This window comes from Anaerovorax odorimutans (genome assembly GCF_024459955.1).
In the GTDB taxonomy this organism is placed as follows: Bacteria; Bacillota; Clostridia; order Peptostreptococcales; family Anaerovoracaceae; genus Hominibacterium; species Hominibacterium odorimutans_A.
The window spans coordinates 23,451-49,072 of record NZ_JANFXK010000007.1; the positions used below are offsets into that span (position 1 = coordinate 23,451).

Annotated in this window: 21 protein-coding genes; 3 read left to right on the plus strand and 18 right to left on the minus strand. The window is 47.8% G+C overall.

What is annotated here, in order from left to right; translation table 11 throughout:
* Positions 1-7 precede the first annotated feature (7 nt).
* On the plus strand, positions 8-1,246 hold the full coding sequence (locus tag NE619_RS07545) for a shikimate kinase (RefSeq protein ID WP_256131797.1): 1,239 nt from the start codon (positions 8-10) through the stop codon (positions 1,244-1,246).
* Between the two features lie 73 nt (positions 1,247-1,319).
* On the opposite strand, the gene NE619_RS07550 is transcribed toward NE619_RS07545, so the two are convergent.
* From NE619_RS07550 to aguB, 3 genes are read right to left on the minus strand one after another with little or no spacing between them, the layout of a single operon-like run.
* Complete coding sequence (locus NE619_RS07550; RefSeq protein ID WP_256131798.1) at positions 1,320-2,957, minus strand: amidohydrolase; 1,638 nt, start codon at positions 2,955-2,957, stop codon at positions 1,320-1,322.
* A 56-nt stretch (positions 2,958-3,013) separates the two neighbouring features.
* Entirely contained in the window at positions 3,014-4,654 is a 1,641-nt protein-coding gene (locus NE619_RS07555) for an amidohydrolase (protein WP_256131799.1), read from the minus strand.
* Positions 4,655-4,672: 18 nt separating this feature from the next.
* Positions 4,673-5,566, minus strand: a complete 894-nt coding sequence (gene aguB, locus NE619_RS07560; protein ID WP_256131800.1) for an N-carbamoylputrescine amidase — start codon at positions 5,564-5,566, stop codon at positions 4,673-4,675.
* 191 nt (positions 5,567-5,757) lie between these two features.
* Between aguB and NE619_RS07565 the strand changes: the two genes are divergently transcribed.
* Positions 5,758-7,338, plus strand: coding sequence for a helix-turn-helix domain-containing protein (locus NE619_RS07565; protein ID WP_256131801.1), 1,581 nt, complete (start codon positions 5,758-5,760; stop codon positions 7,336-7,338).
* 41 nt (positions 7,339-7,379) lie between these two features.
* Here NE619_RS07565 and NE619_RS07570 read toward each other — a convergent pair whose 3' ends face one another.
* The 6 genes from NE619_RS07570 to NE619_RS07595 form a co-directional block, all read right to left on the minus strand.
* On the minus strand, positions 7,380-8,051 hold the full coding sequence (locus NE619_RS07570) for a GntR family transcriptional regulator (protein ID WP_256131802.1): 672 nt from the start codon (positions 8,049-8,051) through the stop codon (positions 7,380-7,382).
* 16 nt (positions 8,052-8,067) lie between these two features.
* Positions 8,068-9,012, minus strand: coding sequence for a 4-(cytidine 5'-diphospho)-2-C-methyl-D-erythritol kinase (ispE, locus tag NE619_RS07575; protein ID WP_256131803.1), 945 nt, complete (start codon positions 9,010-9,012; stop codon positions 8,068-8,070).
* Between the two features lie 45 nt (positions 9,013-9,057).
* The gene (locus NE619_RS07580; protein ID WP_256131804.1) at positions 9,058-9,942 is read right to left on the minus strand and encodes an Ig-like domain-containing protein; all 885 of its coding nucleotides are present in this window, start codon (positions 9,940-9,942) and stop codon (positions 9,058-9,060) included.
* On the minus strand, positions 9,939-10,394 hold the full coding sequence (gene tadA, locus NE619_RS07585) for a tRNA adenosine(34) deaminase TadA (RefSeq protein ID WP_256131805.1): 456 nt from the start codon (positions 10,392-10,394) through the stop codon (positions 9,939-9,941). Before tadA ends, NE619_RS07580 begins: the two co-directional genes overlap by 4 nt.
* Positions 10,395-10,553: 159 nt before the next feature.
* Positions 10,554-12,119: a fibronectin type III domain-containing protein gene (locus tag NE619_RS07590; protein ID WP_256131806.1), complete on the minus strand. Its 1,566-nt coding sequence runs from the start codon at positions 12,117-12,119 to the stop codon at positions 10,554-10,556.
* Positions 12,120-12,289: 170 nt separating this feature from the next.
* Entirely contained in the window at positions 12,290-13,153 is an 864-nt protein-coding gene (locus tag NE619_RS07595; protein WP_256131807.1) for a hypothetical protein, read from the minus strand.
* Between the two features lie 87 nt (positions 13,154-13,240).
* Between NE619_RS07595 and NE619_RS07600 the strand changes: the two genes are divergently transcribed.
* A complete protein-coding gene (locus NE619_RS07600) occupies positions 13,241-13,882 on the plus strand; it encodes a CvpA family protein (protein ID WP_256131808.1) in 642 nt (213 codons plus the stop codon).
* Positions 13,883-13,946: 64 nt separating this feature from the next.
* On the opposite strand, the gene srtB is transcribed toward NE619_RS07600, so the two are convergent.
* The 9 genes from srtB to NE619_RS07645 all read right to left on the minus strand — a co-directional run bounded on the left by srtB (position 13,947) and on the right by NE619_RS07645 (position 25,456).
* Positions 13,947-14,708 carry a class B sortase gene (gene srtB / locus NE619_RS07605; protein WP_256131809.1) on the minus strand — a complete coding sequence of 254 codons (762 nt, stop codon included), beginning with the start codon at positions 14,706-14,708 and terminating at the stop codon, positions 13,947-13,949.
* Positions 14,709-15,110: 402 nt separating this feature from the next.
* Positions 15,111-15,887 carry a hypothetical protein gene (locus tag NE619_RS07610; protein WP_256131810.1) on the minus strand — a complete coding sequence of 259 codons (777 nt, stop codon included), beginning with the start codon at positions 15,885-15,887 and terminating at the stop codon, positions 15,111-15,113.
* Positions 15,888-15,908: 21 nt separating this feature from the next.
* Positions 15,909-16,697 (minus strand): hypothetical protein, encoded by a 789-nt coding sequence (locus NE619_RS07615; RefSeq protein ID WP_256131811.1) that lies wholly within the window; start codon positions 16,695-16,697, stop codon positions 15,909-15,911.
* 535 nt (positions 16,698-17,232) lie between these two features.
* Positions 17,233-17,676 (minus strand): acetolactate synthase, encoded by a 444-nt coding sequence (locus NE619_RS07620; protein WP_256131812.1) that lies wholly within the window; start codon positions 17,674-17,676, stop codon positions 17,233-17,235.
* Between the two features lie 23 nt (positions 17,677-17,699).
* Entirely contained in the window at positions 17,700-19,001 is a 1,302-nt protein-coding gene (locus tag NE619_RS07625; protein ID WP_256131813.1) for a phenylacetate--CoA ligase family protein, read from the minus strand.
* Between the two features lie 31 nt (positions 19,002-19,032).
* Positions 19,033-19,608 carry an indolepyruvate oxidoreductase subunit beta gene (locus tag NE619_RS07630; RefSeq protein WP_256131814.1) on the minus strand — a complete coding sequence of 192 codons (576 nt, stop codon included), beginning with the start codon at positions 19,606-19,608 and terminating at the stop codon, positions 19,033-19,035.
* 2 nt (positions 19,609-19,610) lie between these two features.
* Positions 19,611-21,341, minus strand: coding sequence for an indolepyruvate ferredoxin oxidoreductase subunit alpha (iorA, locus tag NE619_RS07635; protein WP_256131815.1), 1,731 nt, complete (start codon positions 21,339-21,341; stop codon positions 19,611-19,613).
* A 16-nt stretch (positions 21,342-21,357) separates the two neighbouring features.
* Positions 21,358-22,668 carry a phenylacetate--CoA ligase family protein gene (locus tag NE619_RS07640; RefSeq protein WP_305146603.1) on the minus strand — a complete coding sequence of 437 codons (1,311 nt, stop codon included), beginning with the start codon at positions 22,666-22,668 and terminating at the stop codon, positions 21,358-21,360.
* 1,036 nt (positions 22,669-23,704) lie between these two features.
* Positions 23,705-25,456 (minus strand): hypothetical protein, encoded by a 1,752-nt coding sequence (locus tag NE619_RS07645; RefSeq protein WP_256131816.1) that lies wholly within the window; start codon positions 25,454-25,456, stop codon positions 23,705-23,707.
* Positions 25,457-25,622 lie beyond the last annotated feature (166 nt).

Here is a 25,622-nt window from a genome sequence, read left to right on the forward strand (position 1 = left end):
GCGGACTATGACATACGGACTCATCGGCGAAAAACTGGGTCACAGTTATTCCAAAATGATCCATGAAAGCCTGGGCAAATATGAATATCAGCTTTTCAGCCTCGACAAAGCCGAGTTTGAAGCCTTTGTCGCAGAGCGGAATTACCATGGCCTTAACATTACCATTCCTTATAAAAAAGCCGTTATTCCCTTCTGTGACCGGGTATCGGATCTGGCGAAAGAGATTGGAGCGGTCAATACCCTCTATTTCCGGGATGGAAAGCTTTGGGGCACCAACACCGATTATCAGGGATTTCTCTACGCTGCTCAGGCAGCGGGGATCTCCTTTGAAAATAAAAAAGTATTGATCCTGGGGAACGGCGGCACCAGTCTTATGGCGCGCAGAGCGGCAAAGGACCATGGTGCCCGTCAGGTCCTCATCACCACCAGGCGCGGTGAAACAGGCTGCGTTCCCTATGAGGAACTGCCGCAGCACAAGGATATTGAAATCATTATCAATACCACTCCCGTGGGCACCTATCCCAATAACGGAGGAAAGCTCATTGAGCTTACGGACTTTCCGGCCTGCCGGGGAGTGATCGATGTGATCTATAACCCCTTTGCCACCGCTCTGCTGCAGCAGGCCAAAGAGCTGGGCATCGCTCATACCAACGGCCTTCCCATGCTGGTGGCTCAGGCTACTGCCGCCGCCGAATATTTTCTCGGCGAAGGAGATTTTCAGCAGCAGAACGAAGCTATCATCCAAAAGCTCCGCCGGCAGATCGAAAACATCGTTCTCATCGGTATGCCCGGATGCGGAAAAACGTCTTTGGGAAAACAGCTGGCAGAGAAGCTGGGCAAACAGTTCGTTGATATGGATGTGGAAATTGAAAAAACAGCCGGGAAATCCATTCCCGAAATCTTTGCGGAATCCGGAGAAACCCGCTTTCGAAATCTGGAAACAGAAATCGCCCAAAAGCTGGGCAAAGAAAAGGAACAGGTCATCGCCACCGGAGGCGGTGCTGTCCTGCGGCCTGAAAATATGAAAGCTCTCGGTCAGAACGGACGAATCGTCTTTATCCGCAGGCCCCTTGGAAAACTGGCCATGGATGGCCGTCCTCTGTCCAAGGATCTTGAAGCCTTAAAAAATATGTACGCAGACCGGCTTCCTTTATATGAACGCTACGGCCGGCTCGCCTTTGACTCCGAAGAGGGAATCGAAAAGAGCGCCGCCAAACTGCTGTCTCTGCTGGAGACGCATGACTAATTGAAAAAAGGCACCCCGCATGGGACACGAATTGCGGTGTGCCTTTTTTAATTCTGTAAATTGTTTGTCTGACTTACCCTCTATAGATTGTCTTGCCTCTGCATATGGTTTCGCAAACCTTTGTAAAGGCAATCTCCGTAATGGGCAGTTCAAACAGATCTTTTTCCAGGATCACCAGATCCGCGTCCTTGCCAGGCTCAATGGACCCGGTTTCCCCGGCCCGACCCAGCACCTTTGCTCCATTGATGGTAAAGGATTCGATCATCTGCCGCAGAGAGACCCGCTCTTCTTTTCCCAGTACGCACTCGGGATCTTCGATGTCCATCTCCGGGTAACACCGGTTCATGCCCATCTGTATGCCCCGCAGGGGCTTTGGCACCGGTGTCACACTGTAGTCGCTGGCAGACGCTACCGTGAGACCGGCGTCAAAAAACGTTTTCATGGGATATTCCTTTGACACTCTTTCTTCTCCCAGGAAAGGAAGTTCCAGCTTGCAGTAGTAGCCCGGATCTTTGACATACCAGTAGGGATCCGCGGATACGGCGACACCCAGTTTTTTCATCCTCGGCAGATCCGCCGGGTCCAGCAGCTGCACATGGGCGGCCAGAGGCATCCTCTCCTTGGGGCCGTTCACCCGCTCCACATATTCCAGCACATCCAGCATCTGCTGCACGGCCCGGTCGCCTATGACATGAAAATGCGGAATCATTCCCTGCTTATCCGCCAGGACCAGCACCTTTTTCAGCTCCTCTTCATCCCAGACCGGTTCCCCGCAGTAATCGGGCCGGTTGGCGTAGGGCTCCTTCAGCCATGCGGTGCAGGCTTCCACAACGCCATCTACGAAAATCTTCAGATGCTTTCCCTTTAGCATGGTGCCGTCCGTTTCGGCCAGATAGCGGCCGTATTGCTCAGCGTCCTTAAAGGGGTCCTCCGGGTAAGTCGTAAAGGAAGCGTTCATTTTAAAGAGCATTTTATCCTCTTTTTCCAGACGAAGCAGCGCCTCATAGGCAGGCCCGTCTCCATCGACCATCGCATCGTGGGACATGGTGATCCCGTAGGATGCCATAACCTCCTGATATTTTAAAATTCCCGCCATGTACTCTTCTGCGGAGTAGTCCGGTATGACCTTTCGCACCAGATCCTGCGCCGCTTCCCGGAAGGTGCCGGTCAGCTCGCCGGTCCGGGGATCCTTTTCAATAACGCCGCCTTCCGGACAAGGGGTATCCTTATCAATGCCGGCCATTTCGATTGCCTTGGAGTTGGCCCAGACCGAATGATGGTCCCCCGAATCGAAGGCCATGGGGATATCATCCCGTATGGCGTCCAGAACAAAGCGTGAGGGTCCTTCCGGAGGGAAGTGGGGGTTTACCCAGCCCACTCCCTGAATACATTCCAGATTGGGATTTTCTTCTATAAAGGCGGCAATCCGTTTCGGATATTCCTCCGCGTCCTTGCAATTAAAGAGATCCACTTTATACAGCAATTCTGTTCCTCCCCAGGAGGGGTGGGCATGGGAGTCCACGAATCCCGGCAGGACCATCTTCCCCTTCAGGTCGATGACTTCCGTACCCTCCTCTTTCAGAGCCAGAATCTGCTCATCGGTACCCACGGCAGCGATGGCCGGCCCTTCGAGGGCAATCGCCCGGGCCTTTGTCCATGTCCCGTCAACTGTGTAAACTGCTCCGTTATAAAAAATCTTTGTTATTTTCATTGTGTCCGCTCCTTTCGCTTTCACATATGATACCCTTTCAGGCCCCGGTTCAGTCCTTATCCCTCATAGACGATCTTTCCGTCTACGATGGTATATAAAACTTTTGTTTCCTTTATACTTTCAGGATCCGCAGCAAGGATGTTTCTGTCCAGCACTGCGATGTCCGCCAGTTTTCCGATTTCCAGAGTACCCAGTTCCCGCTCCCGCCGCTCGGCGTAGGCCGCGCCATAGGTGTAGGATACCAAAAGTTCTTCTGCCGTCAGTTTTTCCTGCGGATTCCAACCGCCTTCAGGCGTCCCGTCCGGATGCTCCCGAACCATTCCGCAGTAAATGCCGTAGAAAGGATCGCCTTCCACTACAGGGGCATCGCTTCCGCCTGCCAGAACAGCGCCGCTTTCCCGCAGCGTTTTGAACGGCCAGGTGTATCTGCACCGCTCTTCGCCCAAAAGCTCAGGATAGCAATTATCCGCAAAGCTGGGGATACCGGAAATGATATGCTCCGGCTGAACGGAAGCAATCACGTCCATCGCTCCAAAGCGCACGATGTCGGAAGGATCGATACTTTCGATATGCTCGATCTGATGACGGGCTTCGGTTCTGCCCGCTTTAAGAATGGCGTGCTCGTAGGCATCCAGGGCAGCCTGCACCGCTCCTTCTCCGCAGCCGTGCAGCCGGACGGATACATTGTTTTCATGGGCGATCTCCACGGCCTCTTTCAGTTTGTCGAGGTCCAACAGAGAGCTTCCCTTATCCCCCGGCCGGTCGCAGTAATCATCAAGCAGCAGAGCCGTGTAATTGGCGATAACACCGTCTACGAACTGTTTCATGTAGGGCACGCGGTACATTCCGGTCCCGCTGGCTTCCGCTTTCGCACGGACAGCGTTGAACTTGTCGATGTCCTCAAATAAATTCCGGGCTGCGTTGATACGGATTTTCAGCTTGCCCTCCCGGTCCATCCGGTAATAGGTCTCTTCATAGGCTAGGTCCAGCCCCAGATAAGGCGTCATATCACTGATGGAGGTAATGCCCCACTTGATCGCATTTCTGCTGTAACGGTCGATCAGGTCCTCTACCAGCCTGTCGTCAAAGTCCAGAGCTTTCTCACCGACCAGACAGAGCGCCGTTTCATAGAGATAGCCGGACGGTTTGCCCTGATCATCTTTAGCAATCTCACCGAAAGGAGGGTCCTGCGTGTTCTCATCAATCCCGCAGATTTCCAGGGCTTTCGTGTTGACCCAGGCTCCGTGCAGCTCCGAATCCAGCAGGAATACCGGGCGGTCCGCAATGTACCGGTCCAGACTTTCTTTGGTAGGCAGACTCTTATCCTCCCAGCTCATCCTGCTCCATCCAAATCCCATAACCCATGTTTCATCGGGGATCGTTTTGGCAAATTCCGCAATGGTTTTGGCGGCTTCCTCCTGGGACGGCGCCGTGGAAAGGTCCGCGTATTTATCCAGCATTCCCGCCTGTATCAGGTGAATGTGGTTGTCGTGAAGCCCCGGAACAATCAGGTTTTCCTTATCCAGCTTCAGGACCCGGGTGTCCTCTCCTATGTAGTTCGCCTTTTGAGCCTCATACCCGGTGGCAATAATTCGGTTTCCCTTTACCGCCACAAAATCGTAGTCTTTCGGGAGTTTCTCACCGCAGAAGATAGAAGCTCCTTCAAGAATCATATCCGCAATAATTTTATCTCTCATAAAAATCACCTCTTTCATTTAAAAATTTTTCGTTTTTCCGTCTAAAGTCAGCAGTGTACCGTAACACTCGGGGCGCCGGTCTCTGAACACGCAGACCTCTCTTCTGTAGGCCGCCAGCTCATCCAGATCAAATGAAGCCGTCAGAACCGTTTCTGTCTTTGTGTCGGCCTCTGCGATCTTATTGCCCCGGTTATCGGAAATAAAGGAAGCGCCCCAGAAACGGATTGCTGTTGTTCCCATCTTTTCCACTCCGATCCTGTTGGACGCGACTACTGGCACCATATTGGCGGCAGCGTGGCCCAGCATGGTGTTCTGCCAGTGATCGTAGTCATCCGGCTGATCCGCAAGCTCCGGCTCCGGTACCGCAAAGGTTCCGATGGCCGTGGGGTACAGCAGAATTTCAGCTCCCATGAGAGCCATGCTCCTGGCTGTCTCCGGGAACCACTGGTCCCAGCATATTCCGATTCCGATTTTGGCGAATTTGGTGTCCCAGACTTTAAATCCCGTATTTCCGGGACTGAAATAGAACTTTTCGTAATACCCGGGATCATCGGGAATGTGGGTCTTTCTGTATATGCCCAAATTGGTGCCGTCGGCGTCGATGACCATGACGGAGTTAAATCTGCAGCATCCGCTCTCCTCATAAAAGCTGATGGGCAGAACTACGTTCAATTCTTTTGCAAGCTGGGAAAAACGCCGGATCAGCGGATGACCCTCCGCCGGCCTGGCGAGCTTCAGATTCTCGTAATCTACAACCTGGGCAAAATACTGGGTCTCGAACAGCTCCTGAATTTGAATGATATTCGCTCCCCTGGCGGCTGCCTGACGAATTAATTTTTCCGCGTTATCCGCGTTTGTTTTCGGATCTTTTTCGCACACCATCTGTGTTGCGGCAACTGTTACCTTTTTCATAGGTTCCCTCCTTAACCTTCCTTTAACCAAAGTGTAGCTGAAACAGGACTGAAATTATATAATTCTTTTGCGATGTTTGTTGCCTTTCTTTAAATATTCTGACTGTTTCACTTCTCATTTTATCTTACCTGCCTCATATGCTATAATCAAAATAGCAACTAAGACCCGTTTTTGTTAAGAAAGGAAGAATTATGTTAGAAAAGATCCAATACGACGACGGACTGCCTGTAAAGGTGCAGGTTCTGAAAATCCGGGAATACCCATGGCATATGCACAATGACATTCAGATCATTTACGTTTTAGAGGGCGAAATCGACCTGAAAATGACGTATACGCGCTATTATCTTTCGAAAAACCACATGCACTTTATCCACAGCGACGATGTGCATGGTATGAAAGGTCTTACGGAAAATAACTTAGTTGTTGTTATGAGTCTCAATATGGACTATTTTTCGCAGTTCTATCCGGAACTGGATACACAGGTTTTTACCACCAAGGACAGTGAGGACGTCGCCACTTACAAACGTCAGCTGGCTATGAAGGCTCATATTTTTGCCATCATTTCCGAATTGTACGGCAAAAAAAGGGGATATAAAAACCGGGTCAAGGATCTGTCTTTGGATCTGATGGACGCTTTATACAAAGACTTCCGGGGATTCACTGTGGATCGGGTCACCCGAAGCTTTGAGCATATGGTCTCTCACGATATCCTGCAGATCGACCGGGTCAGCCGCGTAGTCAGTCTGGTGTACAAGAACTATCCCTACAAGCTGAGTCTGGCGGCCATTGCGGAAAAGGAAAACATCAATACCTATTATCTGTCCCATCTTTTCCGGAAGCAGATCGGAGACAGCTTTCGGAATTTTGTCAGCATGGTCCGCGTTGAAATGTCGGAAGCCCAGCTTTTGACAACAGACACCTCCATCTCTCAGATCTCTGAAAACGTAGGATTCTCCAATGCCAAGTACTACGTGGAAAATTTCAGAGAGTGGTTCGGCTGCCACCCCAAGGAGTACCGACAGCTCTATAAAGGCCAGATACTGGGGCAGGCGCCGGTATCCATCGAGGAGCTGCCGCTGGAAAGCATCAACGATGTCATCGATTCCTATTCCGAATTCCCGGTCTTTATCGGGGCAAGCTCCGTCATTCGCTCGGCAAAGATCGATCTGAAAAAAGAACCCATGGGAACCCTTTCGCCCATCCGACACCGGTTAGTGCCAAAAAAACTTTACGACTGCTACGATCCGTACCCCCAGTGTCTCTCCATGGTCAGGGAGATGCTGGATCCGCCTTACCGGCTGCCGCAGCCATCTCTGTACGATTCGCCTCAGGAAAGCAACGGCCTGCTTACGCTCAATGGTATGCGAAAGCCCCAATATTACCTGTACCAGCTGCTAAGCACCCTGTACGAAACGATTGTCTGCGCGGAAGATACTTATCTGCTGACCAAATTCCGGGAAGACTACCAGCTTTTATTTTTTAATGACAGCAAAGAAGAATCTCAAAACTATGAGTTTAACTTCTTCAAATTATCCGGCAGCTATCAGATTACGGAAAGACGGCTGCCGCCCGGCGAATCCTGCATCAGCGGCTGGAAACAACTTAATTTTAAGGAAGTGCTGACCGATCAGGAATTTGAAAGCATACAGGCAATGTCCATTCCCAAAACCGCTTATCAGATCACTTCCGCCCGGGGGAGCTATACATATTCCGCTAACCTTTCCGCCGGTGAAATCGTTTTTGTGGACTTGAAAAAATCCCCTTCAGCCTAAAAAGCCAAAGGGGAGGTTCTTATTAATACGTTCAAAATCTGTTATTTGCGGCCCTGCGCGATTCCGTCGCGGATAACCATGTCCTTTAATCGATCAATATGTACATCGGCGGCAGCTCTGGCATCGGCGGCGCGACCATCGCGAATCGCCTCCATGATCTGCCGGTGTTCCTCCGGCATGTTCTCCGCACGCTTGAAATTGTCATAATAGATATAACGAAATCTCAGCACCAGCTCCTGCAGCTGTTCGATCATCTGAACAAGAATATTATTATTGCAGGATTCGACAATGATTCTATGGAACCTGGTATCGTAGGCAATCATGTTTGCGGTATTGCCTTCGGCAACTGCCTGATTATAAGAGTCTGACGATTTTTTGAGTTCCGCCATCTGTTCTTCTGTCATACGGGAAGCGGCGAAAAAAGCAGCCAACCCTTCCATATCCTGCCGCACCTCTAAAATGTCTACCATATCCTTTGTGGATATCTGAGAAGCATACGCTCCTCTTCTGGGTTCAATTGTCACCAGACCTTCTTTTTCCAGCTTGCGGATTGCTTCGCGGATCGGAGTTCTGCTGACACCCATGTCCTCCGCCAATTCTACCTCCATCATTCTGGTTCCCGGTACGATTTTTCCGGTCAGTATCTGCATCTTCAGCTCTTCATACACGATCTCCCTAAGGGGCCTATGGTTTTGGATATCAAAATTAAGCATCTTTTTTCCTCTCACATCAATAGGTAGTTCTGGTCCAGAACGTTTCTTTATTATACGTTTTCAGTTCCTCACAAGCGCGCTGTGCTTCGCTCCTGTTCCTGCAGAGGGCAAAGATAGTGGGACCACTTCCGCTCATCAAAACTGCCTCTTCGTCAAACAGTCTTTCGACTTTGTTCTTTGTATACATAACATTAGGATACCTTGTAAGCGTGAAATTTTCAAGTACATTGATCATATTTTTTTGAATTATTTTATAATTTTTTTTGGCAAGAGCCGTCACCAGTTCCCGGGTATTGGGGTGCCTTTCGATCTTGCCGATCTCCAATCCCTGATATACCTCTGCCGTCGATACTCCCATCGGTGGTTTTGTCAGGACCAGATGGCTCTTGAGACCGATGACCGGTTCCAGGTCAGTTCCTGTTCCCCGGGCCACAGCGCAGTGGGTCGCCAGAGGGTCGCCCGCCAGTCCCAGCTCCGTATTTTCTTTGGCCTGCCCCATGATCGAAAAGGGCACGTCCGATCCCAGCTCACTGCCGACTTCACACAGCTCTTTTACCCCCAGCCCCAGCTGCCACAGATAGTTCAGAGCGTGAATCACAGCGGCGCCGTTGCTGCTGCCGCCGGCCAGTCCGGCAGCTACCGGGATTCTCTTTTTTATATCAATGCGGATCTTTCCGCTGCGTCCGCCGCCGTATCTATCCGTCATCACCATCGCGGCTTTGTACGCCAGATTCCTCTCATCTCTGGGCAGGTATGGCCTGTTGGTTGACAGCTCGATCTCAACCTTCTCCTTTTGAGCGTTTTGTCCGTGTTCCCCGGCAAACCAGCGTACTGCCACGTCATCGTGAAGCAGGATCTGCTGCATGACCATTTCTACTTCGTGATATCTGTTTTCCAGTCTCCGCAGCACATCCAGGGAAAGGTTGATCTTTGCGCAGGCTTTTATTTGAATCCTCTGCATCGCTTCCTCCTCTAAGAAAAGAGCGGGAATCCCCCGCTCTTTTGTTTATTTTTTCTTAGTATTGTTTTTATTCTTGCTGTTTTTCTGTTTGCCGGTCTGGTTCTTTGGTCTGGTGGTGCCTTTATTCTGCTGCGTTTTTTTCGATGAAGCCTTTTTCTTCGGCGCTTTATATTTTCCGCCGCCGGCAGAGATCGGTCTTGGACCAGTCACTCGTTTTTTATTGGCCTTTTCTCTTTCTATACGTTCTTTCTCTTCTTTTGCCCGTTTTGCTTCCCGCTTGGCCGCCGCAGCAGCTTCCTTTTCTTTTGCCTTTTTATCTTTTTCTACGATTTCTTCCACAGATTTTCCTGTGCGTTTCGCTTCTTTATATGGATTTACGGTGTCATGCTTACCCTTAGCGGCCTTTTCCTTTTCCTGCTGCTTTTTCATGCTTCTGGTTGAGAAGAAGATCATGCCGACCATCATAACGCCCATCATAACCATGTTTACGGTCATGTTCTTAGACTGGTCCAGTGTTTTAAAGGTAACCTGATCTCCCTTGGCGAGGGTATCACCGTTGGTAGCCTGGAAAGCAGGATCAATCGTTAGGGTGTATTCCGTATCTCCCTGGATCTTGGCGTCACTGCTGCTGAGTACCATCATCAGGCCGTCTTCGTCCGGACTGTAGGCTACGTAAATAGGCACGTTCTTGCCCTTTTCGTCCACCAGCTTGACTGCTTTTTTGTTGGCCTTGCGAATGTCTTTTGTCTTCGGCCTTACATCCTGATTGAACCAGATCTTGATACTTGCATTTTCTACGGCTGTTCCCGTGGCTCCGTCTTTTGGATACTGATCTTTTATCGCCAGGTCGCCTTGTCCTGCAAAACAAACGGATGCTGACATGAATACCAGCATAACGGAAAGGCATAAAATAGCGCCTATTCTTTTCATAATTGTATTTCCTCCGACTTCTTCTTTCTCAATTCTTTAAAGAATGCTTTGAGTATGTCCTGACATTCCTGCTGCATGATTCCGGTCTCTATCTCTACATGATGATTGAGCCGGGGCTCCTGCGGTATATTGAAAACAGAGCCGCACGCGCCGCCTTTGGGGTCCATGGTCCCAATGTAAAGTTTTTTAATGCGGGCCCAAACAATGGCTCCCGCACACATAGCACATGGCTCGGCCGTAACGTACAGATTACAGCCCAAAAGTCTCCATCCGCCCAGCTGTCTTGCCGCCTGTCTTAAAGCCAGCATTTCCGCATGGGCTGTGGGGTCCTTTAATTGCTCTGTTAAATTGTGTCCGCGTCCTATGATCACGCCGTCTTTTTCCACGACGGCTCCGATGGGGACTTCCCCAAGATCATAAGCGATCTTCGCCTCTTTTAAGGCTTCTGACATGTACTTCCTCATATACCCTACAATGTTACCATATTTTCTGTTTTCTATCAAGCAAAATTCGTGCTTTAACGGGAACAACTAAATTATTCTGAACAACAGCCCTATTGATAGATGTTAAAGGAGATACCTAAAAACAGATATCTCCTTATTTACATAACGCTACAGTTTTAAAGTTTTTATTTTGCTGTATGGACCATAAATTTTCTTTTTATCCACTGTCTTGTATGAACGTATTTTAATGTAGTATTTTCTTTTTGGCTTTAATTTTTTTATTGTTTTTGTTGTCACCTTATTTTTAGTAACCAAATAAGTTTTTTTACCTTTTTTAAAATTCTTTTTCGTTGCTATTGTAATCTGATATCCTGTTGCCTTCTTGTCTCTCTTCCAAGTTAGCTTCATGTTCTTATGAGAACGAACTGCTTTCTTAAATACTGTTTTTTGTGGGGCAATGTAAAAATATACCGTCTTTTTGCCTTTATACAAACCTTTTCCTGTAAGAGTAATTTTAGCTTTCCCCGGGTTAACATTTTTTCCATATTGCAATTCATAGTCTGTATTTTGTTTTAGCTTATGCCCATTCAAAGATACTGTAGGTTTCGGTTTCACCGCTTTTCCTGTGTAGGTTTTATTGCTAATCTTAGCAATACTGGCATTTACAAGATTCCGTTGTACTTTGCTGGCTAATTTCGCTCCGCTTAACAGAAATGTTGAGTTATGCGCAACATTAAATTTGCACCAATGGTCCGTTCCATCTAATATGTGTGTTACCTGATCATCTTCTAAATGTAAGTCTTCTCCATTTAAAAAATACAGTTGCAGGTGATTATTTAAATTATACATAGTATAAATGTAATCAGATTTTAGCTTTACTGTTGCTACCCCCGGCAAAGCTCCATTCGAGGCAAACTCTAATTTCAAGAGATCCTTTGTAGTTCCGTAGTCCTCTCCGTCAATTCTGTTTAACTTGACAAGTAAATTGATATCTTTTGTTTCATCTTTAATATCTTTTCCATCAAAAATCCACTGCTGGGAATTATTTGAAAATACAATTTTTTTCTTCGTCCCTTTGATCGCATCAAACCATTCTTTTTTCGCCGTGCAATTTCGCTCATCATAATCAATCATTGCGGTTTGTTCATCTTGCATGTTTTTCAAATCTTTGGTAATGTTTGGGTTTGTTATATACTTTTGAAATGCTACATCAAATTCATCTTTAACTTGTAAGGTAGTATTTACCAAACAGGACTCTTTGTTACCATTGCTTTCGTTGAAGAGCTTCAATGGCCAGCCTTCCATATGATTATTTGAACTAAAAGAACTGTAATTCCCCTGTTTATCTATCAATGTAACACATGCAACGTAATACTCATCTGCTAGCCTTGCTGTTGTTACCGGAATATCAAAACTAATTTTTCCAGTAAATACAGGCGCATAGTCATCCTGGTAATAATGCGTCATCTCCCATCCTTGTCCTTGAGATTTGCAGAAATAAATTCCTATATTTTTAATCCCTGTCCCGTCTTCTGTTACATCCAAAGTAACCCTCACTACTGAAGGTTTTATAACAGAACTTCTGTCCAATGTAACTGAATTCAATAGTGGCGCTGTTGTATCATAGCCAGAACCTTTTGGGTTTGCGCTTGCCGCATATACCGGAGTTCCCAAGACAGAAAACACCATAACAACAACCAAAATCCACGCCCATTTTTTTCTTCTGCTCCTCATAATAACGGTTCCTCCTCTTTGCTGTTTCTAAAATACCGTCCGTTATTATTTTATACTATTTACCCTCTGCTTTTCAACAGATACCAGTACTTTTATTGATATTATATTCTAAGATACAGGTATCTTAGAAAATTTGTTGGAATACTTGGAATACTAAGAGTTGGCCCGCCTTAAAATTTTTCGATACTTCCCGTAGAGCGGTTGACCGCCGCGATCCAATAGCCGTAGGCGACCTGTCTGCTTTTCAAGGAGGCGCCCTCTTCATCGGCACGATACCCCTCTGCGCCCATGATTGGCTGCCAGAGAATGAATCCGGAACGTCCGCCGTCCGGCTGTTCTTTTTCCAGGTAACGGCCCGGAACACCGACGAAATAGTAGTCCTCGCTCAGGCCAAAGATAAAATGCCGGTATCTGGACATGGTGTACTGGGCTCCCGGCGACACTACGGGGAATTTCCCCAGGTTGACGACTCTTCGCCAGTCAGCGCCGGTCCTGTCCTCTTTAAAAGGGATCAGTCTGTCATAAAGCTCCTTTTTATTTTCAATGGCCTCACAGCACTGAAGCACATATTGGTTATAGTAGTCGTTATAATTTTCCGGCGCTTTCTTCCCCGCCGTTTCTATCTTTGTTTCCAGAAAGCCCCGGAGAATGGGATGGAGCGGTTCTCTGCTGTCCGTCGCTGAAACCGCCACCACGATGGCGATTGTAAAGCAATCCAGGCTGTTGCCGTTTCCGTCAGTGTCTGCGGGATTGATCTGCAGGTAGGTTTCTCCCCGGCCTCTGCTGCTGATCATCAGATTTCCTACGATCTTGTAAATGGTCTTTTCGTTCTTCTTTCCGAAGAGAATCAGCTTGTAAACATAGCTTCCCCGCTCAAAGCATCTGAGGTTTTCCGCTCCCACCCGCAGGGAGCCCCTGTTTCCTCCAGTCTCCAGTTTGATATATCCGCGGATTTTTTTGTGCTTATCCAAGGCAAAGTTTCGGTTCTGTTCCTCCAGCATAATAAAACTCTTTTTATGGCTCATATACTCCATGGTCTGCGACCTCCTTGATTTTTCACTGCTTTTCTAGTAATATATGAACAGGTTTTACTGCCTATTCGAATAAAGTGGAGGTATATTTTGTTTTTAGATATTATTGTAGCCGTAATTTTGATATTGACCATGGTATCCGGTTTCCGCAAAGGTTTCATCTATACGTTCACCCATACCCTGGGATGGCTGGGGGCTATGGTCGCAGCGTTTATCTTTTCTTCTCCCCTGCGCCAGCTGGCGTCGGAGCGTACGCAGATCGACGAGCAGATCTACAGGGCCTTTTACGACAAACTGTCCCTGTCCTCCGATTCGCTCAGCGCTTCGACAGATACGTTCCCGCTGATTCTGGGGAAAGGGATCGACACCGCTGCCACAGAGGCTGCGGATGCCATCGCCGCCCGTCTGACGGAGCTGACTATGACGGTCCTCTGTTTTCTGGCTATTTTGCTGGCAGTCAAGGTGATCCTGTTTTTCCTGACCATAGCGCTTTCCAAAAGGCAGAACAAGGGGTTTACAGGATTTCTGGACGGGCTCCTGGGACTGGTCGCCGGGATGATTCGCGGAATCATCTTCGTTTTCATTTTCCTGGCCCTGCTGCTGCCGGTGGTAAATCTGGTGTCGCCGGCCAGCACCCAACTGATCCTCGACAGCCTGGACGCATCCTATTTCAGCCGGACCCTCTATGACAGCAACTTCATCGTGCTGGTCATCGGGGACTTGCTGGCGTAATCCTTTTATTGCAATCGAAAAGGCCTGCCACATGATTTGAAACTTAAAGTGGCAGGCCTTCTGATTATTTTATTCTTTTGGCAACTACTGCGAACCGGCCCAGTTTGTCTGGCACATGATAGCTGCAGGTGGATAGCGTAATCAGCTGATCTCCGTACTTGGCATCTACACCGGTATCGTATTGGGATAGACCTTTCACGCCTTTAACAAACCCGTTAAACTGCTGTTTGCTTGTCATTCCGGCATAGTTATAGTATTTGAAAACTTTCTTATCTTCCGGATAGATCTGTGAGTAAAAAGCCGCTACGATCTGGTACTCTCCCTGTCCGCCTTTATATATGGTGTCGAACTTGATGGTTTTATGCTGCTGATAAAAATCCTCTTCCGCGAACTCCAGGAGATCGTGGAACATGGTCCCGTCCTTCATATTATGTCCGTAGAGCATCCAGTTTGCGGTGGGTTTGAAAATATCGCTCTGGGCATCCATAAAAGGTACGCCGGAAATGCTGTATTCTTTGTCAAAGTTTCGCCTCAGATAGAACTCCGGATCGTTCTGCGTCTGCATGATGGGGTAGTCCATTCTGGTCCCGTCTACCGTGAGCCAGCCGATGATGTCCGAGTTCTTTTTGTAGAGATCAACGTATTTTCCGATAACGATTCCCTTATCCGTTACCAAATCTTCCTGCTCGTCCGTCTTCAGTTCTGCCAGATCGGTAAGCGCTTTTTCCGCCCGCCATCCTGTGACATAGTGGTTGAGAATCGCTCCCAAAGCACCCACGAATACCATCAGGGCGATCACAAAGACAATCTTTCTTCCTGTACTCATAATTCCCCCTTTTTTACCATACCCTTATTCTATCATAAAGCGATGGCACCCGCATCGTTTTTTTGCTTTTAACCGCATCTGTTCCTTTTGTTTGGATACGGGCCGAAAGTCGGGGCTTTGGTTTGGCTCATTTCCCGCCAAATGGTCTGATTTAAAAAAGGAACCTCTGGAACCGTTGCAAAATTATCCGGATTCTTCTTAAAACAAGCGAATCTGGGTAACCTTTGTTATACGATCAGTCTCTGCCAGACAGCATTCTCCCGTACCCACCGAATTTTTTCCGGGGGGGGCAACCCACTTGCCTTTTCAGGCAGAAAAATGCCCCTCCTAAGCAACAAATTTTTGCTATTTAGAAGAGGGCATATTGTTTTATGTCTTATTTATCGGAACTTCCGTTCCGGCTTATTGTATTCTTTCACAGAAGGAACCGAAATCCCAACCTGCATACAGCGCATAGGCCTTCTTGTTATATTTGAATTCCCCTGAAACCAGGCTCTTGGACGAGTAGCTGACCTTGCGGCTGGTCTTATAGGTCAGGGTAACGGTCTTACCCGGTTTGACGGTCTTTTTGGCTGCGATAGCCTTATAGCTGCCGATTGCGGCCAGTTCATCAATGTTCGTCAATTGTTCGGGCGTCAGCGATTCCATTGCGTATAAAGCATTTTCATCTTTGAAAACCGCACCGTCTTTGGTAAAGGCCATTTTATATCTGCTCTTATTCGTAATCTGCAGCTTGAATTTATTGGTGGTTTTCTTCTTGCTGCTCATGGAATATTCCCAATTGGGCGCATTGGTGGGTACTGCCCATTCCACATTGCTGAACTTGCTGTATTCCTTCTTGCCGTTTATCGTCTGATACGCTCTTACTTTATAAAAATAATTCTTGTTCTTTTTCAGTTTCTTGTTGGCCCAGGACACGGTTTTGCCGCTTTTGATGGTCTTAACCTTCTTGAACTTACCTTTTTCTTTGGTTGCCCGGTAGACCTCGTAGCCTTTGGCGTCCTTTACCTTTTTCCAAGTATTTTTGATGCTGGTGCTGCTGGCCGCGTGGTTGGTCAGCTTCGGCTTGGACAGTTTCGTATCAGCGGATGCCGTATCGACCATAATCGCTCCCGGAATCACTGTAAACGCCATGATCATAGCGATGATCAGCGCAGCATGTTTTTTAGTTCTGCTCATTTTTGCCTCCTAATCGGATTACTACCAGTGGTATCCATACTTTTTGCTGGCTGTAAATTCATATGTTTTCTTATTGAAGGTAAAAGTTCCATACAAGATTCCCGATGAAGAATAGCTTACCTTTATGGCATTACCATTGACATCTATCGGGGTATATTTTACTGTGGCAGCTTTTCCAGGATTAATGGTGATCTTTTCCCCGAAAGCAATGTACACACCCTTTGAACTCAGCATGTTAATGTCTTCCAGTTCTTTATCTGACAAACCGCTGGCAGCCTCGGCGGCTCCCGGGTTTTTAAAGAATATTCCCATCTCTTCCGGGTTAACCACCATCTTGTATCTGCCTTTGTTGGTGATTTTTACGGAAATGGTGCTTGTGGTCGCTGCCTTGGAGCTCATAGAGAATACCGGATTCGGTTTGTTGGTTGTCTTTGCCCACTGCGCGGAACTGAACTTGCTGTATTTTTTCTTACCTTTGACCATTTTGTACGCACGGACTTTGTAGTAATATTTTTTGTTTTTCTTGAGTTTTTTGTTGGTCCAGGATACGGTTTTGCCTTTCTTAATGGTCTTAACTTTCTTGTATTTGCCTTTGGCTTTGGTAGAGCGATAGACCTCGTAGCCCTTGGCTCCCTTTACCTTGTTCCAGGTATTTTTGATGCTGGTGCTGCTGGCTGCGTGGTTGGTCAGCTTTGGCTTGGACAGTTTCGTGGCAGCGGATGCCGTGTCGGCCATAATCGCCCCGGGAATCACTGTGAACGCCATGATCATAGCGATGATCAGCGCAGCATGCTTTTTGGTTCTGCTCATTTTACTTTCCCTCCTAAATAAATAACACTGAACAATTACGTATGCGATGTGAACCGCGGTTCGCATCGTAAAGGCACTTTAATTATACCGAGATTTGCATAATTGTTCAATTGCTATTTTTAGAAAATTCTACCTTTTATTTACGCCTTTGGGCGGTCACAAGCCGGATAATATCAATATTAATGAAAAGGTGATATGTCATTGATAGTTCCATAGTTTTTCAGAAGGATAAAAGCGGTGAATTATCAATAGGTGGTACTGGATTGCTCCATTTTGACAGTTTTGTGGGGATTCTTCCGCTTTCGTTTCTATAAAATATCATTTCATGTTTAAAAAATTGCATATTATGATATTGGCCCCTCTTGTTCAAAGAACTTCCGCTCGGGACTATCAACTTTGGGCACTTTTCTTGGTCCTTTTGACATTTCTTTATTGAGGGCGCAAGCTGCTTCCCGGCAGGCCATAAGCAAGCGAAAGAGCAAAAAGAAAAGGCGCGTCCCCTGCCCGGAGATACGCCTTTTAAGTTCAAATCTGTTTATTTAACGTGACTCATGTTGCTGATTTCTTCCATCTTGTACAGCTTTACGTCGTGGGCCAGCAGAATGTCGATGGCTTTTTTCGGATCTTCGACCTTCAATACGATGATGGCAGCCCCTTCTTTGGAACGGATAGTGGAATAGATATAATCCACGCCAATCTTCTCTTTGGCCAGAATCTCCAGCACGTCAGCGAATCCTCCCGGGCGGTCTTCCAGCTCCACTGCGATAACTTCTGTAATGCTTGCGGTGAACCCGTTTTCTTTCAGCACCTTCGTCGCTTCCTCCGGATCGTCCACAATACATCTGAGGATTCCAAAATCCACTGTATCGGCGATACAGGACGCTTTAATATCGATTCCATCATTGGCCAGAACCCTCGTCAGCTCCGCCAGCCTTCCAGTGGTATTCTCCACGAATACGGACATCTGTTTAATTAACATCTTTGTCTCCTCCTAACTTCACACTACAGTGTTCTTGTATCTTCAACTCTAACAGCTTTACCTTCACTTCTCGGCAGCGTTCCCGCATTGAGGAAGCGGATCTTACATCCAATGCCCAAAATTCCTCTCAGTTCGTGATCCACGCGGCTTCTGAGGTTTTCAACAAACTTGATATCGTCGATAGCCAGACCGTCCGCCAGTTCGACAGCCAGCTCGAAGGTATCCTTGTTGTCTTCTCTGCCCACGTACAGCTTGTAGTTCATGGTCAGGGTGTCGGAGAACTTGGCGATGACAGTTTCTACCTGAGATGGGAATACGTTGACGCCTCGGATGATCAGCATGTCGTCGGTACGTCCGAATACACGGCTCATTCTAACCAGCGTTCTGCCGCATTTACATTTCTCATGGTTCAGATAGCAGATATCTCTCGTTCTGTAACGAACCAGCGGCATACCTTCTTTTCCGATCGTAGTGATGACCAGCTCGCCCTTTTCACCGTCAGGAAGCGGTTCCAGTGTATCCGGATCGATGATTTCAGGGTAGAAGTAGTCTTCCATGATGTGCATGCCGTCGTTTTCGCTGCAGCTTGTGGAAACTCCAGGACCCATGATTTCGGAAAGTCCGTAAATGTCGTGAGCGTGAATGCCCAGACGCTTTTCAATTTCATTTCTCATGCCTTCTGTCCACGGCTCTGCTCCGAAAACTCCGCCTTGAAGGGGAATTTCATCCGGCTTCAGCCCGGCCTTTTCCGCAGCCTCAGCGATGGTCAGGGCATAGGATGGTGTACAGCACAGATGGGTACTCTTCATGTCCATCATGAACATCAGCTGTTTCTGGGTGTTTCCGCTGCTCATAGGGATAACCGTCGCACCCATGGTCTCAGCACCGATATGCGCTCCCAGGCCTCCGGTGAACAGTCCGTATCCGTAAGCTACCTGCACGACGGAGCTTTTCGTTGCCCCTGCCATGGACAGACATCTGGCTACGCATTCTCCCCACATGTCCAGGTCGCTTCTGGTGTATCCGGCGATCTTTGGCTTTCCTGTGGTTCCGGAGGACGCGTGGATACGCACGATATCATCCATGTCCGCGGCAAACAGTCCGTTGGGATAGTTGTCCGCCAGATCTTCCTTTGTGATAAACGGCAGTTTTGTAATGTCGGACAGCTGCTGGATGTCTTCCGGCTTAACGCCCTTCTCATCCATCTTTGCTCTGTACGGCTCCACGTTTTTATATACATGCGCCACCGTCTTTTTCAGTCTTTCCAGTTGAATGCCCTGCATGGTCTCCCGATCGGCACATTCGATTGCTTCATTCCAAATCATATTTCTTTCACCTCTCGATCTTATTTTTCTTTTATGCCTGATAGCCCTTTTCAAAGGCTTCTTTATTCAGTTCAACAAATTTTGGTTTTACGGTCTTTTCGATCTGCCTGATCCAGGTTTCTTTTGAGAAAGGCAGCTCTTTAGCCATTGCGCCCAGGAGGACGGTATTCACGGCTTTGATGCTTCCGCATTCCGTGGCGATTCCCAGGGCATCCAGACAGGTTACCTTTTCCGCATTGTCGTTGAGGAACTTTACGATCTCAGCAGGATATTCAGCGGTTCCCATGATTACAGGCATGGGCTTGATCTGCTGGGTATTGACGAAGATCGCTCCGTCCTTTTTCAGGTAAGAAATCCATCTGTAGGCTTCCAGCTCTTCAAAGGCAACGATTACATCGGCTCCTCCCTCTTCGATCAGCGGAGAACGGACTTCGTTTTCACTGATTCTCACGTGGGTCACTACGCTGCCGCCTCTCTGCGCCATGCCGTGCACTTCCGCAAGCTTTACGTCGAACCCCTCTTCAAGAGCGATATTTCCGAGGAGCACGCTGGCCAGGAGCGTTCCCTGTCCACCGACTCCCACGATCAGTATATTAATGTCTTTCATGTCTATTTTACCTCCTCTTCGATGGCATCAAACGGACATACGCGCTTGCACAGTCCGCAGCCAACGCAGCGTTCAGCCGCGATCACAGGCTTTCCGTTTTCCAGCTCAATGGCAGGGCATCCGATATCCATGCACATTTTGCAGTTCTTACACTTGTCTGTAATCACGTGAGGTATATCCGGCTGTTTTACGATCAGCGCGCAAGGCCGCTTTGTAATAATCACCGACAGCTCTTCTCTGGCAGTCTCTTCTTTGATTGCTTTTTCAACGGCCGGCAGGTCGAACGGATCCACTTCCACGATATGCTCCACGCCGCAGGCTCTGCAGAGCTGAGCGATATCAATAGCCGGAGCCTCCTGACCCTTGGCGTTCTTTCCGGTGGAAGGGTTGTCCTGGTGTCCGGTCATTCCGGTAATCCGGTTATCCAAAATGATTACGGTTCCGGTAGCCTGGTTGTAGTTCATGTTAATCAGGCCCGTGATGCCGGAATGGAAGAATGTAGAATCTCCCAGTACCGCTACTGTATCTCTGGCCGCTTCTTTCCCCTTTGCCTTCTCAAAGCCGTGGGCCATGGTGATGGAAGCGCCCATGCAGAGACAGGCGTCCATAGCGGATGTGGGAGGAAGCGCGCCTAACGTATAGCATCCGATATCGCCCATAACGGTTTTCTTGAGCTTTCCTAATATGTAGAACAGGCCTCTGTGCGGGCATCCAGCGCAAAGGAGCGGAGGTCTGCCCGGCGCGTCTTCCTGAGCCGGTACGCATTCCGGAGCTTCCCCAGTAAACGCTTTGCGGATCATGTTGGCGGAATACTCGCCCTGAATGGTAAACATGCCCTTGCCTTTTGCCGGTATTCCCATTGCGCGGATCTGTTCTTCGAAGAACGGGTTTCCTTCTTCAATCACATAAACTTCTTCTACCTGCTCCGCAAACTCTTTAATCAAAGCTTTTGGCAGAGGATTGATGATTCCCATTTTCAGTACGCTGGCGTTGGGAAGCGCTTCCTTTACATACTGGTAGCAGATGCCGCTGGTAATGATACCGATTTTTTTATCGTTGATTTCCATTCTGTTGATCGGGAAGTCTTTGGAATCTTCCTCGATCTGGTTCAGCCGCTTTTCCTGTGCTACGTGAAGCTTTTTCGCCATAGCCGGCATTGCCACATACTTCTGGATATTCTTTTCGTAAGGCTTCAGTTCTCTCTCCTGACGTTCCTCCACGGTTACGATTCCTCTGGAATGAGAAATTCTGGTGTTGGAGCGCATGAGAACCGGAGTATCATATTTTTCGCTCAGGTCATAAGCGTACTTCATAAAGTCTTTGCACTCCTGGGCGTTGGAGGGCTCCAGCACAGGAACGCCGGCTCCTCTTCCGTGGTAACGGGAATCCTGCTCGTTCTGACTGGAATGGCATCCGTTGTCGTCCGCCACCAGAAGAACCAGTCCTCCGGTCACGCCTGTGTAGGCGGCTGTGAAAAACGGATCCGCAGCCACGTTCAGTCCTACGTGTTTCATGCAGGACAGCGCCCTGGCCCCTCCGATGGAAGCGCCTACGGCCACTTCGGTCCCTACTTTTTCGTTGGGTGCCCATTCCACATGTATCTGGTCATACTGCGCCGCGGCTTCCGTTACTTCGGTGCTGGGCGTTCCGGGGTAGGATGAGATCACCTTTACTCCCGCTTCAAAGGCCCCTCTGGCAAAGGCCTCGTTTCCTAACATTATTTTCTTTTCCATGTCCAACCTCTTTACTCTATTTATTTTTTCTGTGATCGATAACTCTCTTGGCTTTTCCCTCAAATCTCGGCAGGGTGCCCGGGGATACCAGCGAAACCTTGGCGTCAATGTTCAAAATAACCCGCAGGTTGTGCTTGATCTTGCTCCGCAGTTCTTCCAGCTTCGGATAATCGTCTAACAGCGATGCGTCGGAAAATTCGACTTTGACTTCGATCCGGTCCATATAGCCTTCTGTTGTTAGTACGATCTCGTAGAACGGTTCTACTTCCTTCATACTCATGATAACAGATTCGATCTGGGATGGGAATACGTTGACGCCGCGAATAACCATCATATCGTCGGTTCTTCCCTGAACCTTGGCCATCCGCATGGATGTCCGGCCGCACTGGCACGGCTCATCGTTGAACCAGCTGATATCCCTGGTTCTGTATCTAAGTACCGGGAAGGCCTGTTTTGTCAGAGTGGTAATGACAACTTCGCCCTTGTCCCCGACAGGAAGCGGTTTTAGCGTATTTGGATCAATGATCTCTGAGAAATATTGATCCTCCGCGATGTGCATCCCCTGTTTTAAGTAACATTCTCCGGAATATCCAGGACCTCCCACCTCGGAAAGGCCGTAGTTTTCGGTGGCCAGGATTCCCAGCTGTTTTTCGATCTTCGCACGCATTTCCTCCGTGTGGCCTTCTCCGCCGAAGAGGGCAAGGCGCAGCTTGATCTTGTCTTTATCAATGCCTTTTTTCTCAATTTCGTCGGCCAGGTACAAGGCGTAAGACGGTGTCGCAATGAGAATGGTGGAACCGAAGTCCTGCATAATCATCAGCTGACGCTCCGTATTTCCGCTGGAAAGCGGCACGACCATGGCGCCCAGCTTTTCCATGCCGTAATGCAGGCCGAAACCTCCGGTAAAGAGTCCGTATCCGAAAGCGATCTGCACGATGTCCTCGGGCGTGCCGCCTGCGGCGCAGATGACTCTGGCCATGATCTCGGACCAATTGTCCAGGTCCTGTTTTGTATATCCTACGATCTTTGGCTTTCCTGTGGTCCCGGAAGATCCGTGAATCCGAACGACTTCCTTTTTATCAACAGCAAACATTCCGAACGGATAGTTTTCCTTTAGATCATCCGCTGTGGTAAACGGCAGATGCTGCACATCGTCTAAGGTCTTGATGTGCTCCGGCTTTAATCCGATCTCATCAAATTTGCGTTTGTACAGGGGTACTCTGTTGTAACAAACATCCACAATTTTTTTCAGCCGGTCCAGCTGGATGCTGCGGATGGTGTCTCTGTCAGCGCACTCCATCTCTCTGTTCCAAATAATGTGTTCCATGTTTTCTCTCATCTTTTTCTTTCTTTTTTCCTCAAATTTCAGGCCTCCGGGCCCAATTCGCTAATAGAAATATTTTATAACAAATTCGGGCAAAAATCAAACTTTTACAGGCACCTTGTCAGATTTCGTGGGATCAGGGGCGCTTTTTCGCAAAAATCAGCCTGATTTTCCTGCCTGTGGTTTTATTGCCCTGCATCGGATTTCGGGCCGGCTCCGGTTAAAAACGTACCGTCGCTGCCGCAGCAGACCACATGGGCCGCAGCAGGCTTCGGGCTTGCTCCGGCTGGAAACACACGCCGCTGCTGTGTTTGGCACTGCTTTTTACCGGGTGCTTTTTGGGGAAGGGGGGGCGCATCGCGCTTATCAATAGAATGCTATCAGCCAGCAGTCTCAGTCTTGTCCGATTCGGTGCTGTCTGGTGCTGTACTGTCCGGCCGCCCCATTTGCTCAAAAGGCAGATTGCTATTTTTATCAACATGCAGCGGGAATCTGGATTTTTGTTGAACTTTTTTCAGGGATACAGCGGTTGTAAGTGCAAAATCTCGCTCAATATGTAGCTTTGAATGAGAGCAGAGGCCATAAGCCTTGGAAATCCCTCAACAGCGGAGCAAAATTGAATCGGTTGTTGAACAAATATGCGATTTGCTTAAAAACGGCGTTGCCGTAAGGTAGAAAACAGCATAAGATGCGAGCCGCTCACCAAAAGGACCAGACCGGTAACTTTTCCTAATTTTTTCGAGAAGTTACGCATTTTTCAATGATCCTGCGGCTTTCAGAACGGCTGGCAACACAAATTTTCATTTTTTACGATTTCGAGTACCCGCAAACCCCCAACTTTGCGTAACTTTACATCATTTTTTCGAAAAGTTACCACAGCCCGCAAGCTATACGACTCTGACCAGTTGGGTCGGAGTTGCCGCAAGGCGCCGAATAATGGAAGATGTGAACCATGTCAAGCTTGTTATAGAAAAAGCGCTAGGGTGTTCCTCTGGTGAGAACTTCCATAGCGCTTTAGACTCTGTTGCGTTATTTTAATTTATTTTTTCGTGATCCTTTTTCTTTTGCCTGTCACTGCCACTGCGGCCGCGGCTGCGGCTGCTAAGATCAGGGCTGCAATATACGGTGCCATGGTGCTGTCATCACCGGTCTGAACTGCTTCCGGTTTTTCAGCGGTCACATCTGTGGTCGTCGACGATGTCTCAGTAGTGGTTGTCACCGGGTTATCGCCGTTTTCTCTATAGTAGCCTTCATAATCCTTGTAGTCGTTGGTTATGGTAACGGCTGCTGTCGCCTCTTCGGTCACGGTAATCGACGGGCTGCTTATGGTAACGGTGAGCTGGTCTGTCGATTTAACCACATTACCGTCTTTATCGGTTTCGGCAACATAGAAGGTGCCCCGCGGGATCGTTTTGTCTGTAGTAACGGTTACGGAATCCTGCCCTTTTAATTCCAGTGGAATGATGATCGGCTTGCCGTCGGAGTCCTTTGTCAGGGTGGTGCAGGCTTCATCGTCAAATAACGCTGCGTAGAAGGTGGTGTTCACCTGGTACGGCTTGCCGTTTTCGGTCACGTTTTTGGTGATGGATATGTCACCATCGTAGTAGTATTGTTCTACGTCGGTTTGTTCGAGGGTGATTGTATTGTACCAAGAGAAAGCATAGAGTTGATATGTGTTAGGTGTATTCTCTCCATCAAGTGCTGTCAAGTAATTAAACGTCAATTCGGAATCTTGCCCTGCTGACAGCTGTTTTTCTCCGCTTGCTATGGATTTAAAATACTCGTTTGCTGAGCTCCAAATTCCTCCTTTATTGCTCATATAGTCTGCCACTGCCATCTCCAGGGATGTAGTTTTAGGCGTTCCTTTTAAAGTCTCAGCATCCTTGCCAAAAGCAAGGCTAAGCAGAGAATCATAAAAGAAATTATAGCTCATTGCCGCTAATTCATTTTCAGGCCATTTAATTTGAACTTCATATGTTCCATCGCTCTTTTGTTTAGCTAAAGCATGATCCATAATCTTTGGATATTGCTTTTGTAATTCGTCCAGTTGCGTCTTGGTTACCGTAGATTGTGAGTTTCTCATAGTTTTCTGCAAGTCTAATTTCTGAGCTAATGTCAACTGGTCCAGACTTTCTATTTTATAACTGTTCTCTTTGGAATAATAGTCCTTTATATAATCGGTCAACGCCTGATCCCCTGTAAACCCTTTTGCTTTAAGCACATCATAAATATTGCAAACCATGTTTATGGTTATATCGAGATCTCTCGTTACGCCAAAGAGGTCCTGCAACGGTTTGGTCGGTGATAAAGCCCCCGTAAAATCAAATGGAATCTGCTGGCCATCAAACCCTGTTACTGCCGTTAAGTTGTCACGCTGAGACGTATCCGCAGTTGACAATAAAAAACTACCGTCTTTGTACTGATAATCGTGGCCTGAGCTGTTTGTAATTACAACTTCAACAGGATATTTATCCCCTGGCTGCGTTGCATAATTAGCTCCTTTTTCAGCAATAAACTCATCAATTGCCTTCACAATATTACTAAGTTCAATTACCTGGTCGCCCTCTGCATTATTTCCAATATTATACTTCGCAATAATTTTTTTAATTCCCTTAAAGTAGCCTTCTGTTGGAATAACCTCTACGGTAGCCTTCACATCTTTTGACGGCTCTTTATAATCAACCTTTTTAACCTTAGCTGTCCCGGCAAACGCACTGACCGCCAGCTGTGACCCGACCAGCATCATTACTGCCAGAATACAAAATACTCTTACCGCTCTTTTCCTTTTCATGGTTTTTCGTTCCTTCCTCTTTGTATTCACATCATTTTAACGTTATTATACTAATCGTCTGTTACATTCCGGTTACATTGTAAAATTAAGTTGAAAGAATATTACTAAAATAGTGATAATTCTAGCAATGAATTATAAAGGCTGCGCGCTGAATGGTGAAAACTAA